Origin of the sequence: Enterobacter cloacae complex sp. IR5401 (assembly GCF_049238425.1) — a bacterium.
Classification (GTDB): Bacteria; Pseudomonadota; Gammaproteobacteria; order Enterobacterales; family Enterobacteriaceae; genus Enterobacter; species Enterobacter hormaechei_C.
Genome location: NZ_JBMKHN010000002.1, coordinates 462,817 through 482,797, shown reverse-complemented (window position 1 = coordinate 482,797; position 19,981 = coordinate 462,817). Strand labels below are relative to the sequence as shown.

At 54.4% G+C, this 19,981-nt stretch carries 16 protein-coding genes and 7 tRNA genes; 2 read left to right on the top strand and 21 right to left on the bottom strand.

Annotation, left to right across the window (positions count from 1 at the left end; genetic code table 11):
• Positions 1-115: 115 nt before the first annotated feature.
• The 9 genes from ACOTX1_RS05310 to miaB form a co-directional block, all read right to left on the bottom strand.
• Entirely contained in the window at positions 116-841 is a 726-nt protein-coding gene (locus tag ACOTX1_RS05310) for an amino acid ABC transporter ATP-binding protein (RefSeq protein ID WP_006809622.1), read from the bottom strand.
• Positions 841-1,515: a glutamate/aspartate ABC transporter permease GltK gene (gene gltK / locus ACOTX1_RS05305; protein ID WP_003858686.1), complete on the bottom strand. Its 675-nt coding sequence runs from the start codon at positions 1,513-1,515 to the stop codon at positions 841-843. Before gltK ends, ACOTX1_RS05310 begins: the two co-directional genes overlap by 1 nt.
• Positions 1,516-2,256, bottom strand: coding sequence for a glutamate/aspartate ABC transporter permease GltJ (gene gltJ / locus ACOTX1_RS05300; protein WP_015571133.1), 741 nt, complete (start codon positions 2,254-2,256; stop codon positions 1,516-1,518). It lies immediately after the preceding gene.
• A gap of 155 nt (positions 2,257-2,411) precedes the next feature.
• Positions 2,412-3,317 carry an amino acid ABC transporter substrate-binding protein gene (locus ACOTX1_RS05295; RefSeq protein ID WP_003858681.1) on the bottom strand — a complete coding sequence of 302 codons (906 nt, stop codon included), beginning with the start codon at positions 3,315-3,317 and terminating at the stop codon, positions 2,412-2,414.
• 383 nt (positions 3,318-3,700) lie between these two features.
• Positions 3,701-5,239 carry an apolipoprotein N-acyltransferase gene (gene lnt / locus ACOTX1_RS05290; RefSeq protein WP_023315631.1) on the bottom strand — a complete coding sequence of 513 codons (1,539 nt, stop codon included), beginning with the start codon at positions 5,237-5,239 and terminating at the stop codon, positions 3,701-3,703.
• 5 nt (positions 5,240-5,244) lie between these two features.
• A complete protein-coding gene (gene corC, locus ACOTX1_RS05285) occupies positions 5,245-6,123 on the bottom strand; it encodes a CNNM family magnesium/cobalt transport protein CorC (RefSeq protein WP_003858679.1) in 879 nt (292 codons plus the stop codon).
• An 84-nt stretch (positions 6,124-6,207) separates the two neighbouring features.
• Entirely contained in the window at positions 6,208-6,675 is a 468-nt protein-coding gene (ybeY, locus tag ACOTX1_RS05280) for an rRNA maturation RNase YbeY (protein WP_003858677.1), read from the bottom strand.
• Positions 6,672-7,718 carry a PhoH family protein gene (locus tag ACOTX1_RS05275; protein WP_003858674.1) on the bottom strand — a complete coding sequence of 349 codons (1,047 nt, stop codon included), beginning with the start codon at positions 7,716-7,718 and terminating at the stop codon, positions 6,672-6,674. The genes ybeY and ACOTX1_RS05275 overlap by 4 nt, the downstream gene beginning before the upstream one ends.
• A 163-nt stretch (positions 7,719-7,881) precedes the next feature.
• Positions 7,882-9,306 (bottom strand): tRNA (N6-isopentenyl adenosine(37)-C2)-methylthiotransferase MiaB, encoded by a 1,425-nt coding sequence (gene miaB, locus ACOTX1_RS05270; protein ID WP_003858672.1) that lies wholly within the window; start codon positions 9,304-9,306, stop codon positions 7,882-7,884.
• Positions 9,307-9,441: 135 nt separating this feature from the next.
• Between miaB and ubiF the strand changes: the two genes are divergently transcribed.
• The gene (ubiF, locus tag ACOTX1_RS05265) at positions 9,442-10,617 is read left to right on the top strand and encodes a 3-demethoxyubiquinol 3-hydroxylase (RefSeq protein ID WP_023315632.1); all 1,176 of its coding nucleotides are present in this window, start codon (positions 9,442-9,444) and stop codon (positions 10,615-10,617) included.
• Between the two features lie 108 nt (positions 10,618-10,725).
• Here ubiF and ACOTX1_RS05260 read toward each other — a convergent pair.
• The 12 genes from ACOTX1_RS05260 to nagB form a co-directional block, all read right to left on the bottom strand.
• Positions 10,726-10,800, bottom strand: a tRNA-Gln gene (locus ACOTX1_RS05260).
• A 33-nt stretch (positions 10,801-10,833) separates the two neighbouring features.
• Positions 10,834-10,908: transfer RNA gene (locus tag ACOTX1_RS05255), tRNA-Gln, on the bottom strand.
• A gap of 41 nt (positions 10,909-10,949) precedes the next feature.
• A tRNA-Met gene (locus ACOTX1_RS05250) sits at positions 10,950-11,026 on the bottom strand.
• A gap of 17 nt (positions 11,027-11,043) precedes the next feature.
• Positions 11,044-11,118, bottom strand: a tRNA-Gln gene (locus ACOTX1_RS05245).
• Positions 11,119-11,150: 32 nt separating this feature from the next.
• Positions 11,151-11,225: transfer RNA gene (locus ACOTX1_RS05240), tRNA-Gln, on the bottom strand.
• 23 nt (positions 11,226-11,248) lie between these two features.
• Positions 11,249-11,333 (bottom strand) — tRNA-Leu (locus ACOTX1_RS05235).
• Positions 11,334-11,341: 8 nt separating this feature from the next.
• Positions 11,342-11,418: transfer RNA gene (locus tag ACOTX1_RS05230), tRNA-Met, on the bottom strand.
• 225 nt (positions 11,419-11,643) lie between these two features.
• Complete coding sequence (gene asnB / locus ACOTX1_RS05225; protein WP_003858669.1) at positions 11,644-13,308, bottom strand: asparagine synthase B; 1,665 nt, start codon at positions 13,306-13,308, stop codon at positions 11,644-11,646.
• A gap of 250 nt (positions 13,309-13,558) precedes the next feature.
• Positions 13,559-14,311: a ribonucleotide monophosphatase NagD gene (gene nagD / locus ACOTX1_RS05220; RefSeq protein WP_003858667.1), complete on the bottom strand. Its 753-nt coding sequence runs from the start codon at positions 14,309-14,311 to the stop codon at positions 13,559-13,561.
• 45 nt (positions 14,312-14,356) lie between these two features.
• Positions 14,357-15,577: a DNA-binding transcriptional regulator NagC gene (gene nagC, locus ACOTX1_RS05215; protein ID WP_017694286.1), complete on the bottom strand. Its 1,221-nt coding sequence runs from the start codon at positions 15,575-15,577 to the stop codon at positions 14,357-14,359.
• Positions 15,578-15,585: 8 nt separating this feature from the next.
• On the bottom strand, positions 15,586-16,734 hold the full coding sequence (nagA, locus tag ACOTX1_RS05210) for an N-acetylglucosamine-6-phosphate deacetylase (RefSeq protein WP_003858664.1): 1,149 nt from the start codon (positions 16,732-16,734) through the stop codon (positions 15,586-15,588).
• A gap of 55 nt (positions 16,735-16,789) precedes the next feature.
• Positions 16,790-17,590: a glucosamine-6-phosphate deaminase gene (nagB, locus tag ACOTX1_RS05205; RefSeq protein ID WP_003858663.1), complete on the bottom strand. Its 801-nt coding sequence runs from the start codon at positions 17,588-17,590 to the stop codon at positions 16,790-16,792.
• A gap of 325 nt (positions 17,591-17,915) precedes the next feature.
• On the opposite strand from nagB, the gene nagE reads away from it, so the two are divergent.
• Entirely contained in the window at positions 17,916-19,865 is a 1,950-nt protein-coding gene (nagE, locus tag ACOTX1_RS05200) for a PTS N-acetyl glucosamine transporter subunit IIABC (RefSeq protein WP_003858662.1), read from the top strand.
• Positions 19,866-19,981: the final 116 nt, after the last annotated feature.

The window sequence follows — 19,981 nt, the reverse complement described above, 5'->3', positions numbered from 1 at the left end:
TTCTCCATTCTCAGCATTATTTGTGACAAGGTTAACGCTGTGATTTGAAGCCGAATAGAAAAAGAGATCTAAATCGTGAAGCAGTGCGCAATCCGCAGATTGCGCACTAAAAAGATTAATGCAGGATTTTGGCGAGGAAGTCTTTTGCACGTTCAGATTTAGGATTTGCGAAGAACTCTTCTTTTGGTGAGTCTTCAACAATTTTCCCTTCATCCATGAAGATCACGCGGTTGGCCACTTTACGGGCGAAGCCCATTTCGTGCGTCACCACCATCATGGTCATCCCTTCGTGCGCCAGCTCCACCATGACGTCCAGTACTTCGTTGATCATCTCAGGATCGAGCGCGGACGTCGGCTCATCAAACAGCATAGCCACCGGATCCATGCACAGCGCACGCGCGATTGCCACACGCTGCTGTTGGCCGCCCGAAAGCTGCGCCGGGAACTTATCCGCATGTGCAGACAGCCCGACGCGTTCCAGCAACTTCAGGCCCTTTTCGCGCGCCGCTTTTTTGTCGCGCTTCAGCACTTTCACCTGCGCCAGCGTCAGGTTCTCAATGATGGAGAGGTGAGGGAACAGCTCAAAATGCTGGAACACCATCCCTACGTGGGAGCGAAGCTGGGCAAGGTTGGTTTTGCGGTCATTCACTTTGGTGCCGTTAACGACAATCTCGCCCTGCTGGACAGGTTCCAGCCCATTAACGGTTTTGATAAGCGTGGACTTACCGGAACCGGACGGGCCGCAGACCACCACCACATCGCCTTTTTTCACTTCTGTTGAGCAGTCGGTCAGCACCTGAAAGTGCCCATACCATTTAGAAACATTTTTCAGGGAAATCATTATACCGTCCTTTTCTTCAGCCAGCTGACCAACAGCGATGCGCTTAAACTAATCACAAAATAGACCCCGCCCGCGAAGAGGATCATCTCAACCTGCGTTCCGTCACGTTCGCCAATGGTGGAGGCGGTACGGAAGAAGTCTGCCAGACTCAGCACGTAGACCAGGGAGGTATCCTGGAACAGGACGATGCCCTGCGTCAGCAGCAGCGGAACCATGGCGCGAAACGCCTGCGGCAGAATAATGAGCTTCATAGACTGCCAGTGCGTCATACCGAGCGCCAGCGCAGCGCTGGACTGCCCGCGCGAGATACTCTGAATACCGGCGCGGATGATCTCTGAGTAGTAGGCGGCTTCAAACATGGAAAACGCCACCATGGCAGAGATCAGGCGGATATCGGTCTTTGGCGACAGTCCCAGTACGTTCTGTAAAAAGCCGGGAACAATCAGATAAAACCACAGCAGCACCATGACCAGTGGAATGGAGCGGAACACGTTAACGTAAGCCGTGGCAAACCAGGCGAGCGGCTTAAAGCTCGACAGGCGCATCACTGCCAGCAGGGTGCCCCAGACAATACCGACGATAATGGCGATAACGGTGATCTTTAAGGTGATTGCCAGTCCATCCAGCAGATAGGGCATGGAGGGAACAATGGAACTCCAGTCAAAATCGTACATTTATTTGCCCCCCAGATTGCCCGGCAGGCGTACTTTGCGTTCAACCAGGTTCATCACCAGCATGATAAATGCGTTAATCAGAACATAGGCGAGCGTGATCGCCGTGAAGGATTCCCATGCGTGAGCGGAATAATCCAGCAGTTTGCCCGCCTGCGCCGCCATATCTACCAGACCAATGGTTGAGGCGATAGCCGAGTTTTTTACCAGGTTCATCATTTCGGACGTCATCGGCGGAACGATGACGCGGTAAGCGTTCGGCAGCAGTACGTAACGGTAGGCCTGAGGCAGAGTCAGGCCCATCGCCAGTGCCGCATTCTTTTGCCCGCGCGGCAGTGACTGTATGGCGGCACGTACCTGCTCGCAGACGCGCGCAGCGGTGAACAGCCCCAGACACAGCATAGAGGAGACAAAAAATTGTACGTTAGGATCCAGCTCGGCCTTAAACCACATGCCGAGATCTTCCGGCAGCAGTTCCGGGATCACCAGATACCAGGTAAAGAACTGCACGATCAGCGGAACGTTACGGAACAGTTCCACATAGAGCGTGCCAATCGAAGAGAGAAAACGGTTAGGGACGGTACGCAGAATACCGAACAGCGAACCGACAAGAAACGCGATAATCCACGCCGTTATCGATAATGCAACGGTAACCTGAAAGCCGCTCCACAGCCAGCCGAGATAGGTGGTGTTGCCGAACGGGGCTTGTTGCAGAAAGATGCCCCAGTTCCAGTCAATTGACATAGTAAACTCCAGAAAAAAAAGGGTAGCAGCGCTACCCTCGAAGATTGGTGAGAAGCTCAATTTTTGCGCTGAGTGGGGAACGACCACTCAACGTATAGTCTGTCCATGCTTCCCGACAATCGAGAGGGCAGGAGATCCCGCCCCTGTCGTTCTAATTAGTTAAGAGCTTTGTCGTTTGGTGATTTGAACAGCGCTTTCATGTCGTCAGACAGTTCAAAGTTCATGTTCAGGTTTTTTGGTGGAATTGGGTTCTTGAACCATTTGTCGAACCATTTTGCCGCTTCGCCGGAGGTTTGCGCCTGAGCGATGGTGTCATCGATCAGTTTCTTGAAGTCCTCGTCACCTTTACGCAGCATACAGCCGTAGGCTTCTTTCGACTGGGCGGTACCGACGATTTCCCAGTTGTCTGGTTTCTTCGCCTTGGCGCGCTCGCCTGCCAGCAGAGCGTCATCCATCATAAACGCGACGGCACGGCCGCTTTCCAGGGTACGGAAGGAGTCGCCATGGTCTTTCGCGCTGATGATGCGCATGTCCATTTTCTTCTCGTCGTTCAGCTTGTGCAGCAGCACTTCGGACGTGGTACCGGAGGTCACGACAACCGCTTTGCCTTTCAGGTCAGCAAAATCTTTGATGTCGCCGCCTTTCTTCGTCAGCAGGCGGGTGCCCACAACGAAGATGGTGTCCGAGAAAGCGGCCTGTTTCTGACGCTCAAGGTTGTTGGTGGTTGAGCCACATTCAAAATCAAATGTGCCGTTTTGCAGCAGAGGAATACGGTTCTGTGAAGTGATGGGGATCAGCTTCACTTGCAGGTCAGGTTTGTTCAACTTTTTCTTCACGGCTTCAACGATGGCGTTGGAGTAATCCTGTGAATAGCCCACGACTTTTTGCGTGTTGTCGTAGTAAGAGAACGGGACAGAAGATTCACGGTGGCCGACCACGATCACGCCGTTTTTGGCAATCTTGTCGAGAGTGCTTCCTGCTGCCGGAGCGTCTTCAGCGTGGACAACCCCCGCAGACATTCCCATAACCAGCATTGCTGTGGCCAGTTTACGTAATTGCATACCCAACTCCTTTCTTATCAGCGCCAGTGACGCATAGATACCCATTGTGATGTTGTTATATCTCGCGCAATGCGAGTGCAGTGTTATGCAAGCTTGTTAACATTTAGTCTGGCTTAATGTAAAGATTTTGCTGCGTTATTGTTTATTTTTGCGAAGCGCGCCGCACCATTCAGAGGCAATAATCCCTCGTTGCACCATTTCGGTGCTACCGATGATCTACGCTGGTGCGACAAGGTTGCACGTTAAGCCAGACAGCGTTGATGTAATTAAACAAAGCAACAGGCGTGCCAGAATTGAAGTTTGGGAGGAAATTGTCGGGTGGCGCCGGCGCCGGAGAGCAGGCCGGGTAAGGCGTAGCCGCCACCCGGCAACAGAAGGTAAGGTTATTTACGACGCTGACGCAGGCTCATCAGCACTGCGCCAAAGCCGAACAGCACGGTCAAAATCCACAGCGGCCAGTTCCCGGTGCGCGCGTAAGGGGTGAGCCCGGTAGTTGGCGTGACGTTAGTAGTCAGCACCTCACGGGTAAATTGCGGGATCATGGCCTGGATTTCACCCTGCGGACCAATCACGGCGGTAATGCCGTTATTGGTGCTGCGCAGCAACGGACGCGCCAGCTCCAGAGAACGCATTCGCGCCATCTGGAAGTGCTGCCACGGACCAATCGATTTACCGAACCACGCATCGTTTGAGATGGTCAGCAGATAGTCGGTGTCCGGGCGGAAATTATCGCGCACCTGCTCGCCGAGGATAATCTCGTAGCAAATGGCGGCCGTCAGGGCAAAACCGTGCGCATGCAGCTGCGGCTGAACGTAAGGGCCCCGGCTGAATGAGGACATCGGCAAATCAAAGAACGGTGCCAGTGGGCGCAGAATAGACTCCAGCGGAACAAATTCGCCAAACGGTACAAGGTGGTTTTTGTTGTAACGATTGGTGGAGGTATAGCTGTATTCGCTGCCCTTACCGAGCGTAATGATCGTGTTGTACGTGTCATAGCGGTTCTGCTGATTGAGACGCGCATCCACAATTCCGGTGATCAGCGTACTGCCGCGTGCGCGCAGCAGATCGTCCATCATCTTCAGGAAGGGCTGCTGATTGATCTCCAGGTCTGGGATCGCAGACTCAGGCCAGATGATGAGCTGCGATTTGCCCATCACCTTTTCAGTGGCGTTGGCGTAGATTTTCAGCGTGTTCAGCAGCTGATTCTCATCCCATTTCAGGGACTGCGGGATATCGCCCTGGACCAGAGAAACCTGCGTGGCGCGCGCGGGCTCCAGCGTAAACCACTGGATATAACGCAGCGGGAAGGGCAGGGCAAACAGGATTAACGCGGCAACCAGCGGCTTCCAGTTACGTGTCACCAGGGCCAGCACCAGCAGGCCGCTGACGATCATCAACAGGAAGTTGATGGCTTCCACGCCCATGACCGGGGCCAGGCCTTTCAGCGGGCCGTCTACCTGGCTATAGCCGAACTGCAACCACGGGAAGCCGGTCAGTACCCAGCCGCGCAGAAATTCGGTGATTTGCCAGACAACGGGTGCCGCTATCGCCACGCGCAGCCAGGTCGTTTTTGGCCACAGGCGAGACAGGATGCCCGCGAACAGGCCAGTGTAGAGCGAAAGATAGGCGGCGAGCAGCACAACCAGGAAGACGTTAACCGGCCCCGGCATTCCGCCAAATTGCGCGATACTGACGTAGACCCAGTTGATACCAGAGCCAAACAGTCCCAGCCCCCAGAAGTAGCCGATGGCCGCGGCCTGTACCGGACGACGGTTCAGGGTAAGCCCCTGTAGCCCCATCAGGGAGAGAATAGCGGCTGGCCAGATATCGTAAGGAGAAAAAGCCAGCGTACCGCTGGCTCCGAGTAACAGCGCCAGCAGCAAACGGACGCGCTGGCGTTCAAAGAGTGGGGCAAATGCCATTTACATTAATCTTCCAGTTTTGGCACCGGTGAGTCGTCCGGCATTCTGACGTGAACCTGAATAATACGTCGGCTGTCAGCCATTGCGACCTTGAACTGGTAACCATCGATGTCAACGGTTTCACCGCGGGCCGGAAGATGGCCGAAGGCCTGCATCACCAGACCACCAATGGTGTCCACTTCTTCATCGCTGAAGCTGGTGCCAAAGGTATCGTTGAAGTCTTCAATGGAGGCCAGCGCGCGCACGGTCCAGGTGTGGCGGCTCAGCTGACGGAAGTCGATATCCTCTTCTTCGTCATACTCGTCTTCGATTTCGCCCACGATCAGCTCAAGGATGTCTTCGATTGTGACCAGACCGGAAACGCCACCAAATTCATCAATAACAATCGCCATGTGATAGCGCTGGGAGCGAAACTCCTTCAGCATCCGATCCACACGCTTACTTTCCGGCACAACCACGGCCGGGCGTAACACCTTTTCCATACTGAAGGCTTCGGCATCGCTGCGCATAAACGGCAGCAGATCTTTCGCCATCAAAATCCCTTCAATGTGATCTTTATCTTCGCTGATGACCGGGAAACGTGAGTGAGCCGATTCGATAATCACATCGAGGCACTCGTCCAGCGTCTGGTTGCGTTTCAGGGTAATCATCTGCGAGCGGGGGATCATGATGTCGCGGACGCGCTGGTCGGCGATGTCCATCACCCCTTCGAGCATTTCGCGCGTATCTTCGTCGATAAGGTCGTTCTGCCCGGAATCACGAATCAGCTCCAGCAGTTCATCACGGTTTTTCGGTTCGCCGTGGAAAAGCTGGTTCAGAATGAGGGAGAAAAATCCCTTTTTAGTGGTTGTCGTGTCGCTACTGTGTGAATTGTCGTCGCTCATGGCGTTTGTTAAGGGTTCTCTTGTTAGTTCAACGTTAACCGCCGCGCTATGTCCCTGCGCGGCGGCATGGTAGTCAGTGACTGACTATTCTTTCTCGGCAATGTACGGATCCTCATAGCCCAGAGCAAGCATTATCTCTGTCTCGAGGGATTCCATCTCTTCCGCTTCGTCATCTTCAATATGGTCGTAACCCAGAAGATGCAGGCTACCGTGCACCACCATGTGTGCCCAGTGCGCTTCCAGCGGCTTTTGCTGCTCTTTGGCTTCCTGCTCAACCACCTGACGGCAGATGATCAGATCGCCCAGCAGCGGCATCTCAATGCCCGGAGGGGCTTCGAACGGGAAAGAGAGCACGTTGGTCGGCTTATCTTTCCCGCGGTAGGTCAGGTTGAGCTCATGGCTTTCTGCTTCATCCACCAGGCGAATCGTGACCTCTGATTCTTCCTGAAACTGGGGGATAACGGCATCCAGCCATTTCTGAAACTGTGCCTCTTCTGGCATGCCGGAATTATCTTCACAGGCCAGCTGTAAATCGAGGATCACCTGACTCATTTCTGTTCATGCTCCTGCGCTTCGCGCTTACGTTCTGCGGCCAGTTCGGCCCTGCGCTTCTGATCTGCCTCTTCCCAGGCCTCATAAGCGTTAACGATACGCGCGACCACCGGATGGCGTACCACGTCTTCACTGTGGAAGAAGTTGAAGCTGATTTCCTCTACCTCGGCCAGGACTTCGATGGCGTGACGCAGACCCGATTTGGTGTTACGCGGCAGGTCAATCTGGGTGACGTCACCGGTGATAACCGCTTTCGAGTTAAAGCCAATACGCGTCAGGAACATCTTCATCTGTTCGATAGTGGTGTTCTGGCTCTCATCCAGAATGATGAACGCGTCGTTAAGCGTACGGCCACGCATGTAGGCCAGCGGGGCCACTTCAATCACGTTACGCTCGATGAGCTTTTCAACTTTCTCGAAGCCGAGCATTTCGAACAGCGCGTCATACAGCGGGCGCAGATACGGGTCGACCTTCTGGCTCAGATCGCCCGGCAGGAAGCCCAGTTTTTCACCGGCTTCAACAGCAGGGCGGGTCAGCAGGATACGGCGGATCTCCTGACGCTCAAGCGCATCGACCGCAGCAGCAACGGCCAGATAGGTTTTACCCGTACCCGCCGGGCCCACGCCGAAGGTGATGTCATGGTCGAGAATATTGGCGATGTACTGCGCCTGGTTCGGGGTACGAGGCTTAATCACGCCGCGTTTAGTTTTGATGTTGATGGCTTTGCCATAGTCCGGCACGCTCTCCGCGCTCTGCTCAAGCACGCGCGCCTCTTTGATGGCCAGGTGGATCTGTTCAGGTTCAATGTCCTGGATCTCACCGCGCATCGGGGCGGTATCAACATACAGGCTGCGGAGAATATCTGCCGCGGCGTTGACGCAGATTGGGCGTCCGGTGAGTTTGAAATGGTTATCGCGACGATTGATTTCGATACCCAGACGTCGCTCCAGTTGTTTGATGTTGTCATCAAACGGCCCGCACAGGCTCAGCAGGCGAGCGTTGTCTGCGGGCTCAAGGCTAATTTCACGCGTATCTATGTTCAAACTGTTCCTCTTTAATTGGTTAACTGACCTGTGGCCACACGGCGTAATAAAACGGTCATTACCGAAATTATTCACGCCACAGAATAAAGGCGCAAGCGTTGCGGTAGATATTGGGGGTGATGAGAGGAAATACAAGGCCTGCCGGACAGGCAGGCCAGGAGGATCACGGCTGGTAAATACCTACGCCAGAGTCGTTGACCTTGCGGGTGCGAGAGATAACGGATTCCGGAGTCTGTGCAATTCGCAGACCCATTTCATCCTCAGTGCGTACCACCTTCCCGCGCAGCGAGTTCGTGAGCACTTCGACAATCTCGACGTCCACAAACTTACCGATCATGTCCGGGGTGCCTTCAAAATTCACCACGCGGTTATTTTCGGTTCGACCAGACAGTTCCATGATGCTCTTACGGGAGGTGCCTTCCACCAGAATACGCTGGACAGTGCCGAGCATGCGACGACTCCAGGCGTTGGCCTGCTGGTTGATACGCTCCTGTAGAATATACAGACGCTGCTTTTTCTCTTCTTCCGGTACATCATCAACCATATCGGCCGCAGGGGTGCCCGGGCGCGCAGAGAAGATAAAGCTGTAGCTGACGTCGAAATTCACCTCGCCGATGAGCTTCATGGTGCGCTCGAAGTCATCAGCGGTTTCGCCAGGGAAGCCGACGATAAAGTCGGAGCTAATCTGGATATCCGGGCGCGCTTCACGCAGCTTGCGGATGGTGGACTTATACTCCAGCACCGTATGTGGACGACCCATCAGGTTCAGCACGCGGTCAGAGCCGCACTGGATAGGCAGGTGCAGGAAGCTCACCAGCTCTGGCGTATCGCGATAGACGTCAATAATGTCGTCGGTAAATTCCATCGGATGGCTGGTGGTAAAGCGAATGCGGTCGATGCCGTCAATCGCCGCCACCAGACGCAGCAGTTCAGCAAAGCTGCCGGTGGTACCGTCGTAGTTTTCCCCGCGCCAGGCGTTCACGTTCTGCCCCAGCAGGTTCACTTCGCGAACGCCCTGCGCGGCAAGCTGCGCGATTTCAAACAGGATATCGTCTGCCGGGCGGCTCACTTCTTCACCGCGGGTATAAGGCACCACGCAGTAAGTACAGTATTTGTTGCAGCCTTCCATGATGGAGACGAAGGCGGTCGGGCCATCAGCGCGCGGCTCTGGCAGACGGTCAAATTTCTCGATCTCCGGGAAGCTCACGTCAACCACCGGGCTACGGCTGCCGCGAACCTGATTAATCATCTCTGGCAGGCGGTGCAGGGTCTGAGGGCCAAAAACGATATCCACATAGGGGGCTCTCTGGCGGATCAGCTTACCTTCCTGCGATGCGACGCAGCCACCCACGCCAATGATCAGGTCCGGATTTTTCCGTTTGAGAAGCTTCCAGCGGCCTAACACATGAAAGACTTTTTCCTGTGCTTTTTCACGAATTGAACAGGTGTTCAGCAGCAGCACATCGGCTTCTTTCGCATTTTCAGTCAGCTGGTATCCGTGGGTGGTATCCAGCAGATCGGCCATCTTCGATGAATCGTATTCGTTCATCTGACAGCCCCAGGTTTTTATATGGAGTTTTTTAGTCATCGACTTGCTCAGCTCAGGATTGCAAGCCGCGTATTGTAATGCTTTGGTGCGGTTGTGACCAGTATGAAGGTTGTCAACCTCAGGGCCGCAAAAATCCGGTAAACTTAAGGTATTCTTCAATAAGGAATAGTGACCATGACACTCCTGAACACCGAAGTTGCCGTTGTTGGCGGCGGTATGGTCGGCGGCGCACTGGCGCTGGGGCTGGCGCAGCAAGGATTTGACGTAACCGTTATTGAACAGGCGGCTCCGCCGGCATTCGATCCTGCCAGCCAACCGGACGTACGTATTTCCGCCATCAGCGCGGCCTCTGTTGATCTGCTTCGCGGGCTGGGCGTCTGGGAGGCGGTGCTGGCGATGCGCGCGCATCCTTACAGCCGTCTCGAAACCTGGGAGTGGGAAAAAGCTCACGTGTCGTTTGATGCCGCCGAGCTGAAACTGCCGCGCCTGGGCTATATGGTGGAAAACAACGTGCTCCAGCAGGCACTCTGGCAGGCGCTGGAGGCGCACCCGAAGGTGACGCTGCGCGTGCCGGACTCGCTGAAAGGCCTGCATCGTCATGAGGGCGGGTATCTCCTGACGCTGGACAACGACGATGAGCTGGCCGTGAAGCTGGTGGTGGGGGCGGATGGCGCGAACTCGCAGGTCAGGCAGATGGCAGGCATTGGGATCCATGCCTGGCAGTACCAGCAGTCCTGCATGCTGATCACCGTTCAGTCAGCAAACGCGCCGGGCGAAAGCACCTGGCAGCATTTTACGCCGAACGGCCCGCATGCATTCTTACCGCTGTTTGATAACTGGGCTTCGCTGGTGTGGTACGACAAACCGGCGCGCATTCGACAGTTGCAGGGGCTGTCCATGGATCAGTTGCAGCGCGAAATCCGCCAGCACTTCCCGAGCCGTCTGGGCAACGTGACCCCGGTTGCCGCCGGCGCATTCCCGCTGATGCGACGCCATGCGTTGCAGTATGCCCGTGAAGGACTGGTGCTTGTGGGGGACGCGGCGCACACCATTCATCCGCTGGCGGGGCAGGGGGTGAATCTGGGATACCGTGACGTCGATGCGTTACTGGATGTGCTGGGTAACGCTCGCGCCCACGCGGAAGCCTGGGCCAGCCATCAGGTTCTGAAGCGCTACCAGACGCGCCGTATGGCGGATAACTTCATTATGCAGTCGGGGATGGATCTGTTCTATGCCGGGTTCAGCAATGATGTTGGTCCGGTGCGCATAGTGCGCAATATTGGATTGATGGCAGCGGAACGTGCCGGTGGTCTGAAGCGTCAGGCCCTGAAGTACGCCCTCGGACTCTGATCTTTATTCCCTCTCCCCGTGGGAGAGGGGTAGGGGGAAGGCATCAGGCCGCACTATTCTAAACAACAAAAACAAAAAAGCCCGCAGAGCGGGCTTGTTTGTTTAAAGTGGCTGGGGTGCAGGGATTCGAACCCCGGAATGCTGGTATCAGAAACCAGAGCCTTACCGCTTGGCGACACCCCAATTGCGTTAAACAAACTGCTTAACGACTTAAAGTGGCTGGGGTACGAGGATTCGAACCTCGGAATGCCGGAATCAGAATCCGGTGCCTTACCGCTTGGCGATACCCCAACAATGTTCAGTTTACCGAATCGTATTCGATAACGTAAATATGGTGGCTACGACGGGATTCGAACCTGTGACCCCATCATTATGAGTGATGTGCTCTAACCAACTGAGCTACGTAGCCAGTACTGCAATCTTCGATGGCTGGGGTACCTGGATTCGAACCAGGGAATGCCGGTATCAAAAACCGGTGCCTTACCGCTTGGCGATACCCCAATACCGCGGAGAACCGCATGATCGAAGAAATATGGCTGGGGTACCTGGATTCGAACCAGGGAATGCCGGTATCAAAAACCGGTGCCTTACCGCTTGGCGATACCCCATCCGTGCAACGCTTACCTGGGAATGGTGCGGGAGGCGAGACTTGAACTCGCACACCTTGCGGCGCCAGAACCTAAATCTGGTGCGTCTACCAATTTCGCCACTCCCGCAAAAAAGATGGTGGCTACGACGGGATTCGAACCTGTGACCCCATCATTATGAGTGATGTGCTCTAACCAACTGAGCTACGTAGCCATCTTTTTTTCGCGTTACCTTATCGGCGTTGCGGGGCGCATTATGCGTATAGACCCTTGCAGCGTCAACACCTTTTTCAATGAAAATAGCCGGAATGTGACTGTTTGGTTAGGTTGCGAACAGCGAGGCCGAATATTCGACAATTATTGGTTATTAATCGATTTTATGCCGGGAAAAGAGAGGCAAAAAAATCAGGCCCCGGAGGGCCTGATTATAGTCTGGACATTATTTATAAGCAGACTGGTGAACGCCCACCGCGCGTCCTGACGGATCGTTCATCGCTTTGAAGGATTCATCCCATTCAATGGCTTTAGCAGAAGAGCAGGCGACCGAAGGACCACCCGGTACGCACTCGGCTGCGCTTGGAACCGGGAACAGCTCCTCAAAGATCTCACGGTACAAATACGCCTCTTTCGAGGCTGGCGTGTTGTACGGGAAACGGAAGCTCGCAGTTTCCAGTTGTTGATCAGAAACCTGTTTCGCCGCCACCTCTTTCAGGGTGTCGATCCAGCTGTAGCCTACGCCATCGGAGAACTGCTCTTTCTGACGCCACGCCACGCTCGCCGGCAGGTAGGATTCAAAACATTCACGCAGGATATGTTTCTCCATTTTGCCGTTGCCGCACATTTTGTCCTGTGGGTTGATGCGCATCGCCACATCGAGGAATTTCTTATCGAGGAACGGCACGCGGGCTTCCACACCCCAGGCGGACATCGCTTTGTTGGCGCGCGCGCAGTCAAACATGTGCAGCGCCTGTAGCTTACGCACCGTTTCTTCATGCAGCTCTTTGGCGTTTGGCGCTTTGTGGAAATAGAGGTAACCGCCAAACACTTCGTCAGAACCCTCGCCGGAGAGCACCATCTTGATGCCCATCGCTTTGATCTTCCGCGACATCAAATACATCGGCGTGGAGGCGCGAATGGTGGTCACATCATAGGTTTCAATGTGATAGATCACATCGCGGATCGCATCCAGACCTTCCTGTACGGTGAAGTGAATTTCATGGTGCACCGTGCCAAGATGGTTCGCCACTTCCTGGGCGGCTTTCAGGTCAGGTGCCCCTTCCAGACCCACGGCAAAGGAGTGCAGTTGTGGCCACCAGGCTTCAGAGCGCTCCTGATCTTCCACGCGACGTGCGGCGAATTTCTTGGTGATCGCGGAGATCACGGAGGAGTCCAGACCGCCGGAGAGCAGTACACCGTAGGGGACATCTGACATCAGGTGGCTTTTCACTGACTCTTCCAGCGCCTGACGCAGTTCCGCTTTGTCCGTCACGTTGTCTTTCACCGCTTCATAATCAAACCAGTCGCGCTGGTAGTACGGGCGGATCTCGCCGTCCTGGCTCCACAGGTAGCTACCTGCCGGGAACTCTTTGATGGTGCGGCATACCGGTACCAGGGCTTTCATCTCTGAGGCAACGTAGAAGTTACCGTGTTCATCGTGTCCCATGTACAGCGGGATAATACCAATATGGTCGCGGCCAATCAGGTAAGCGTCTTTTTCGCTGTCGTACAGGGCGAAGGCGAACATACCTTGCAGGTCGTCGAGGAACTCCGGGCCTTTCTCCTGATACAGCGCCAGGATCACTTCGCAGTCTGAGCCGGTCTGAAACGCGTAGCGATCGCCGTACTCAGCGCGCAGCGCCTGATGGTTGTAAATTTCACCGTTAACAGCCAGCGCGTGCGTTTTTTTCTCGTTATACAGCGGCTGTGCGCCAGCGTTGACATCAACAATGGAGAGACGTTCGTGAGCCAGAATCGCTTTATCGCTGGCGTAAACGCCTGACCAGTCCGGACCGCGATGGCGCATCAGGCGGGACAATTCGAGTGCTTTTTTACGCAGTTCGCCCGCGTCAGTTTTAATATCCAGTACGCCAAAAATAGAACACATAACCTTCTCCGTTAACCCTGTTGCGTTGTGATGTTGCTTGCTTATGAAAATGCCGCAAAAAGGGGAGGGGGCGCAAGCGTTTTACCGATGAAAACGTAAAAAGTGCAATGGCAATTGCCGAATCTTAAAAAAAGAGTATGCCTTAAGCGATTCTATTGATGATTTCTCAATGAAGAGCTGATTTCGTTAGATGAAGTGATGTTTTCAGACAGCAGAAATGAAAAACCACGCCCTGAGGCGTGGTTCTGAATCAAATAACGTCGATTTCGTCGACAGAGGGGTAAATCCAGCTTGGCCGGAACGGCATCGTATCAATGTCATCAAGCTGTGAAACGCCAGAAAGCACCAGGATGGTTTCAAGCCCCGCCTGGAAGCCAGCAAGAATATCGGTACGCAGGTTGTCGCCCACAATGACGGTTTCTTCTGAGTGTGCCTGCATCGTATTCAGTGCGGCGCGGATAATCCACGGGCTCGGTTTACCGACAACAAACGGCTTACGGCCCGAGATTTTTTCGATACCGGCACACAGCGCACCGCAGGCGGGATAAAAACCGCGACCGTGCGTGTCCGGGTTGGTGGCGATAAAACGCGCACCGTTGGCGACAAAGTAGGCTGCCTTATGCATCATCTCCCAGTTAAAGGAGCGCGTTTCGCCCACGATGACAAAGTCCGGGTTCACGTCGGTGATGGTGAAGCCCGCTTTATACAGCTCGTGGATCAGCGCACCTTCACCAACCACATAGGCTTTTTTGCCTTCCTGACGCTTCAGGAAATCCGCGGTCGCCATCGCAGAGGTATAAAACACGCTGTCCGGGACGTTGACGCCCGCAGTAGCAAAGCGGTTTGCCAGATCCTGACCAGTCTGTGAAGGGTAGTTCGTGAGAAGAACCAGTGGCATTCCTTTATCGATGATGCGGTGAAGAAACTCCGCAGCACCCGGCACGGCAACGTTGTCGTGCATCAGCACGCCGTCGATATCACAAATTACATTCTTAATGGTCATGGACAATCCGACATCAAAAAAAGAAGGCGTTACTATAAGATCCGATCAGGATTCCAGCAAATGTTGCAGCAGGATCCCGTTCAGCATGGCACGTTTTACCAGGGCGAATGCGCCAATTGCCGAGCGGTGATCGAGCGTAGATCGCACCACCGGCAAATTCTGGCGAAATGCCTTCAGCGCCTGGGTATTGATGCAGCCTTCAATGGCGGGCAGTAACACTTTTTCGGCTTCAACGATCTCGCCGGCAATCACCACCTTTTGCGGATTAAACAGGTTGATGGCAATGGCGATGGTCTTACCCAGGTGGCGTCCTACCTGTTCGATCACTTCGCAGGCCAGCGCATCGCCTTTGTTTGCCGCTTTGCAGATGGCGCCGATCTTACAATCGTCCAGCGTGACGCGGCTCTGGTAACCCTGCTCCAGCAGATGGCGAACGCGATGTTCAATGGCGGCGTTGGCGGCAACGGTTTCAAGACAGCCAAAATTACCGCAGTGGCAACGCTCGCCAAGCGGTTCCACCTGGATATGACCAATCTCGCCTACGTTACCGTTACGACCAATAAAAATGCGGCCATTCGAGATGATGCCCGCACCTGTACCACGGTGAACGCGCACCAGAATAGAGTCTTCGCAGTCCTGGCTCGCACCAAAGTAGTGCTCCGCCAGCGCCAGCGAGCGAATATCGTGACCAACAAAGCAGGTCAGCTTGAAGCGCTTTTCCAGCGCCTCAACCAGCCCCCAGTTCTCTACCTTAATATGCGGCATGTAGCGAATAACGCCGCTTTCCGGGTCAACCAGGCCGGGCAAAATCACCGAGATGGCGATGAGTTCACGGATCTTGCGCTGACAGCTTTCGATAAACTGCGCAATGGTATTCAGTAACGCATGTTCAAGCGTCTCCTGCGTGCGCTCAGGAAGGGGGTAATGCTCTTCGGCAATGGCCTTGCTGCTCAGGTCGTAGAGCGTAAGAGTGGTGTCATGACGTCCTAAGCGAACGCCAATGGCCTGAAAATTGCGGGTTTCCGTGACGATGGAAATCGCGCGGCGGCCCCCGGTGGAGGCCTGCTGATCGACTTCTTTGATCAGGCCGCGCTCAATAAGCTGACGTGTAATTTTTGTCACGCTGGCGGGAGCAAGCTGGCTTTGTTCGGCTATCTGAATGCGTGAGATTGGCCCGTGCTGGTCGATCAGGCGATAAACCGCCGCGCTGTTAAGTTGTTTAACGAGATCGACATTACCGATTTGAGCTTGTCCGCCTGGTGTCATACTTTTACTTACTCAGTGACGACCTCGTTACCATTAACGATGGTCTTAATAATTTTATAATCGTGTGTGAACGCCGTCAGGTTTGCAACCATACCTGGCGCAATACCACCGAGCTGTTTATCGACGCCAATGGCGCGCGCCGGATAAAGCGTGGCCATGCGCAGCACTTCCTCAAGCGCGATGCCGCAATGTTCAACGAGGTTACGTACCCCTTCGATCATCGTCAGAGAAGAACCGCTCAGCGTGCCGTTCTCATCCACACACAGTCCATTCCGGTAGTATATTGTTTTACCAGCAAAAATGAACTGGTCAATATTCGCTCCTGCCGGAGCGGTAGCATCCGTCACCAGGCAGAGCTTGTCGCCTTTCAGGCGTTTGGCGTTGCGGATGTTGGTGTAATCGACATGCAAGCCGTCGGCGATAATGCCGCAGTAGACGTCTGGTTCATCCAGAATTGCGCCAACCAGTCCCGGTTCGCGGCCAGTAATATAGGGCATCGCGTTATAAAGGTGTGTGGCAAATGTAATGCCTGCGCGGAAACCGGCCTTCGCCTCTTTCAGCGTCGCGTTCGAATGGCCCGCAGATACCACAATCCCGGCGGCGGCCAGTTTGCTGATAACGTCCGTGCCGGTCATTTCCGGGGCCAGCGTCACTTTGGTGATCACATCGGCATTGGCGCACATGTAATCCACCAGCTCGGCATCCGGTTTGCGCACGTAGTTTGGGTTATGGGTGCCTTTCTTGACCATATTCAGCCAGGGCCCTTCCAGGTGCAGCCCCAGCGCCTGATTCGGATGTTTTGCCAGGTATTCGCGCATGACGCGGATACCCTGTTTCATCAGGTCATCGCTGCTGGTGATCAGCGTTGGCAGATAGCTGGTGCAGCCCGATTTCTCGTTGGCTTTCTGCATGATTTCCAGCGTTTCAACCGTCACCGCCTCTGCGGTATCGTTAAACTGGACACCGCCGCAGCCGTTAAGCTGTACGTCGATGAAACCGGGGGAGATTACAGCTCCATTGAGTGAACGCTGTTCGATCTCCGGCGGCAGTTCCGCCAGCGGGCAAACACGTTCAATCAGGCCATTGGCGATTACAATCGCATGGTCATCCAGAATTTCATGGCCGGTATAAATCCGACCGTGAGTTAAAGCGTACATATCGACCCCCGGTTAAAAAAAGCGACCGCCCCGGATAAAAGAGGCGGTTATTCAATTACAGACCTTTGATGTTCTCAGCTTCCAGCTCGTTGAAGTATTTCAGCGTTTTCACTTTCAGCTCCATGGTGGACGGTTCGTCACACACGACAACCGCTTTTGGATGCAGCTGTAAGCAGCTGATCGTCCACATATGGTTCACGTTGCCTTCAACGGCAGCCTGAAGCGCTTGCGCTTTCACCGCGCCCAGCACCAGAATCATCACTTCTTCGGCATCCAGCAGCGTGCCCACGCCCACGGTCAGCGCGTATTTAGGCACCTGATTGACGTCTCCGTCAAAGAAGCGGGAGTTAGCCACGCGCGTATCATGGGTCAGCGTTTTAATACGGGTACGGGAAGCCAGTGAAGATGCCGGTTCGTTGAACGCGATATGACCATCGTTGCCTACGCCGCCCATAAACAGGTGGATTTTACCGTAGGAACGGATTTTTTCTTCATACTGACGGCATTCTGCGTCAATATCAGGCGCGTTTCCATTCAGCAGGTTAATGTTTTCAGCCGGAATATCAACGTGATCGAAGAAATTACGGTGCATAAAGCTGTGGTAACTTTCCGGATGTTCCTTTGGCAGGCCGACATATTCGTCCATGTTGAAGGTCACAACGTGTTTAAAGCTAACCTGGCCCGCTTTGTGCATTTCAACCAGAGCTTTATACGCGGTCAGGGGCGTGCCGCCGGTTGGAAGACCGAGAACGAAAGGACGATCGGCTGTTGGTTTGAACGCGTTGATGCGGTTAACGATATGACGAGCAGCCCATTTTCCGACTTGTTCAGCTGTTGCCAGGGGAATCAGTCTCATTATTCACCTCTAAAGTTTAAGTAAAAGTGGGCGGATGATTAGTGCAACCTGAACTAAGCGTAACCTGGAACCTTTCAGGCCGGATCAATCCGCCTTGATTTTTTGAATGATAAAATAAGTTTTCGTCGTTAGCCAGTGACAGGGAGGGTTTAATACGATATTTGGTGACAATAATCACAAAAAATAGGTGTTTAATTTGCGATACGAATTAATTTTTCACACACTCACACTGCCAGTGAATCATCAACTGTATCTATCGTTCGTGACACAATAAAAACATAGTTTATGCGCGAGTCTTAACAAAGGGTCTCGTAGGGGGAATAGGATGAATATTTTAGGTTTTTTCCAGCGCCTCGGTAGGGCTTTGCAGCTCCCTATCGCCGTGCTACCGGTTGCAGCATTGCTGCTGCGATTCGGGCAACCCGATCTTCTTAACGTGCCGTTTATTGCCCAGGCAGGCGGCGCAATTTTTGACAACCTGGCGCTGATTTTCGCCATCGGTGTGGCGTCAAGCTGGTCAAAAGACAGCGCGGGTGCCGCGGCACTGGCAGGGGCTGTCGGTTACTTCATCCTCACGAAAGCGATGGTAACCATCAATCCTGAAATCAACATGGGTGTGCTGGCAGGTATCATTACTGGCCTGGTGGGTGGCGCCGTGTACAACCGTTGGGCAGGTATCAAACTTCCTGACTTCCTGAGCTTCTTCGGCGGTAAACGTTTTGTGCCGATTGCGACGGGCTTTTTCTGTCTGATCCTCGCCGCCATCTTTGGCTACGTTTGGCCACCGGTGCAGCATGCTATCCATGCGGGTGGCGAGTGGATCGTGTCTGCGGGCGCAATGGGTGCGGGCATCTTCGGTTTCATTAACCGTCTGCTGATCCCAACCGGTCTGCATCAGGTACTGAACACCATCGCCTGGTTCCAGATTGGTGAGTTCACCAACGCGGCCGGCGCGGTATTCCACGGTGATATCAACCGCTTCTACGCAGGCGACGGCACCGCGGGCATGTTCATGTCTGGCTTCTTCCCAATCATGATGTTTGGTCTGCCTGGCGCGGCGCTGGCAATGTACCTGGCTGCGCCGAAAGCGCGTCGCCCAATGGTTGGCGGGATGCTGCTGTCCGTTGCGATCACCGCCTTCCTGACCGGCGTGACCGAGCCACTGGAATTCCTGTTCATGTTCCTGGCTCCGCTGCTGTATCTGATGCATGCGATCCTGACCGGTATCAGCCTGTTCGTCGCCACCCTTCTGGGTATCCATGCTGGCTTCTCCTTCTCCGCAGGCGCCATCGACTATGTGTTGATGTACAACCTGCCGGCGGCAAGCAGCAACGTCTGGATCCTGATGGTGATGGGCCTGATCTTCTTCGTTATCTACTTCGTTCTGTTCAGCGCGGTTATTCGTATGTTTAACCTGAAGACGCCTGGCCGCGAAGATACGAAAGATGATGTTGTGACCAGTGAAGCCAACAGCAATACCGAAGAGGGTTTAACCCAACTGGCAACCAGCTACATTGCCGCTGTGGGTGGCACCGACAACCTGAAAGCGATCGATGCCTGTATTACCCGTCTGCGTCTGACCGTAGGCGACTCCGCGCGCGTGAGCGATGCAATGTGCAAACGCCTGGGTGCGTCTGGTGTGGTGAAACTGAACAAACAAACCATCCAGGTTATCGTGGGTGCGAAAGCCGAATCTATCGGCGATGAAATGAAAAAAGTGGTTGCCCGTGGGCCGGTCGCTGCCGCCTCAACGGATAACGCGCCAGTGGCTGACGCGCCGGTTGCAAAACCGCAGGCTGTGCCAAACGCGGTGACCATCGCTGCGCTGGTTTCTCCGGTGACAGGTGACGTTGTTGCGCTTGAACAGGTGCCTGACGAAGCGTTCGCCAGCAAAGCGGTCGGTGACGGCGTGGCGGTGAAACCAACGGACAAAACCGTGGTCTCTCCGGCTGCCGGTACTATCGTGAAAATCTTCAACACCAACCATGCGTTCTGCCTGGAAACGGAAAAAGGCGCGGAGATCGTTGTCCATATGGGTATCGATACCGTTGCGCTGAACGGCCAGGGCTTTACTCGCCTGGTGGAAGAGGGTGCTGAAGTGGCGGCAGGCCAGCCGATTCTGGAAATGGATCTGGACTTCCTGAATGCTAACGCGCGCTCCATGATAAGCCCGGTCGTGTGCAGCAACATCGACGACTTCAGCGGTCTGGTGATCCAGGCGCAGGGGCAGGTAGTTGCAGGCCAGACGCCACTGTATGAGATTAAAGGCAAGTAATCGCTCCTGAGTAGAGTTATGCCTTTAGCGGCGGGGGATATCCTCCGCCGCTTTTTTTTGCAGCAATTGCCCCCATTATTTTCTTCCGGGACGTTTTAAGGGTTGTCACTACGTCC

Bases quoted from the DNA above. Each gene is read 5' to 3' on its own strand.
- ACOTX1_RS05310 (WP_006809622.1), bottom strand. From the start codon at position 841: ATGATTTCCCTGAAAAATGTTTCTAAATGGTATGGGCACTTTCAGGTG.
- gltK (WP_003858686.1), bottom strand. From the start codon at position 1,515: ATGTACGATTTTGACTGGAGTTCCATTGTTCCCTCCATGCCCTATCTG.
- gltJ (WP_015571133.1), bottom strand. From the start codon at position 2,256: ATGTCAATTGACTGGAACTGGGGCATCTTTCTGCAACAAGCCCCGTTC.
- ACOTX1_RS05295 (WP_003858681.1), bottom strand. From the start codon at position 3,317: ATGCAATTACGTAAACTGGCCACAGCAATGCTGGTTATGGGAATGTCT.
- lnt (WP_023315631.1), bottom strand. From the start codon at position 5,239: ATGGCATTTGCCCCACTCTTTGAACGCCAGCGCGTCCGTTTGCTGCTG.
- corC (WP_003858679.1), bottom strand. From the start codon at position 6,123: ATGAGCGACGACAATTCACACAGTAGCGACACGACAACCACTAAAAAG.
- ybeY (WP_003858677.1), bottom strand. From the start codon at position 6,675: ATGAGTCAGGTGATCCTCGATTTACAGCTGGCCTGTGAAGATAATTCC.
- miaB (WP_003858672.1), bottom strand. From the start codon at position 9,306: ATGACTAAAAAACTCCATATAAAAACCTGGGGCTGTCAGATGAACGAA.
- ubiF (WP_023315632.1), top strand. From the start codon at position 9,442: ATGACACTCCTGAACACCGAAGTTGCCGTTGTTGGCGGCGGTATGGTC.
- asnB (WP_003858669.1), bottom strand. From the start codon at position 13,308: ATGTGTTCTATTTTTGGCGTACTGGATATTAAAACTGACGCGGGCGAA.
- nagD (WP_003858667.1), bottom strand. From the start codon at position 14,311: ATGACCATTAAGAATGTAATTTGTGATATCGACGGCGTGCTGATGCAC.
- nagC (WP_017694286.1), bottom strand. From the start codon at position 15,577: ATGACACCAGGCGGACAAGCTCAAATCGGTAATGTCGATCTCGTTAAA.
- nagA (WP_003858664.1), bottom strand. From the start codon at position 16,734: ATGTACGCTTTAACTCACGGTCGGATTTATACCGGCCATGAAATTCTG.
- nagB (WP_003858663.1), bottom strand. From the start codon at position 17,590: ATGAGACTGATTCCCCTGGCAACAGCTGAACAAGTCGGAAAATGGGCT.
- nagE (WP_003858662.1), top strand. From the start codon at position 17,916: ATGAATATTTTAGGTTTTTTCCAGCGCCTCGGTAGGGCTTTGCAGCTC.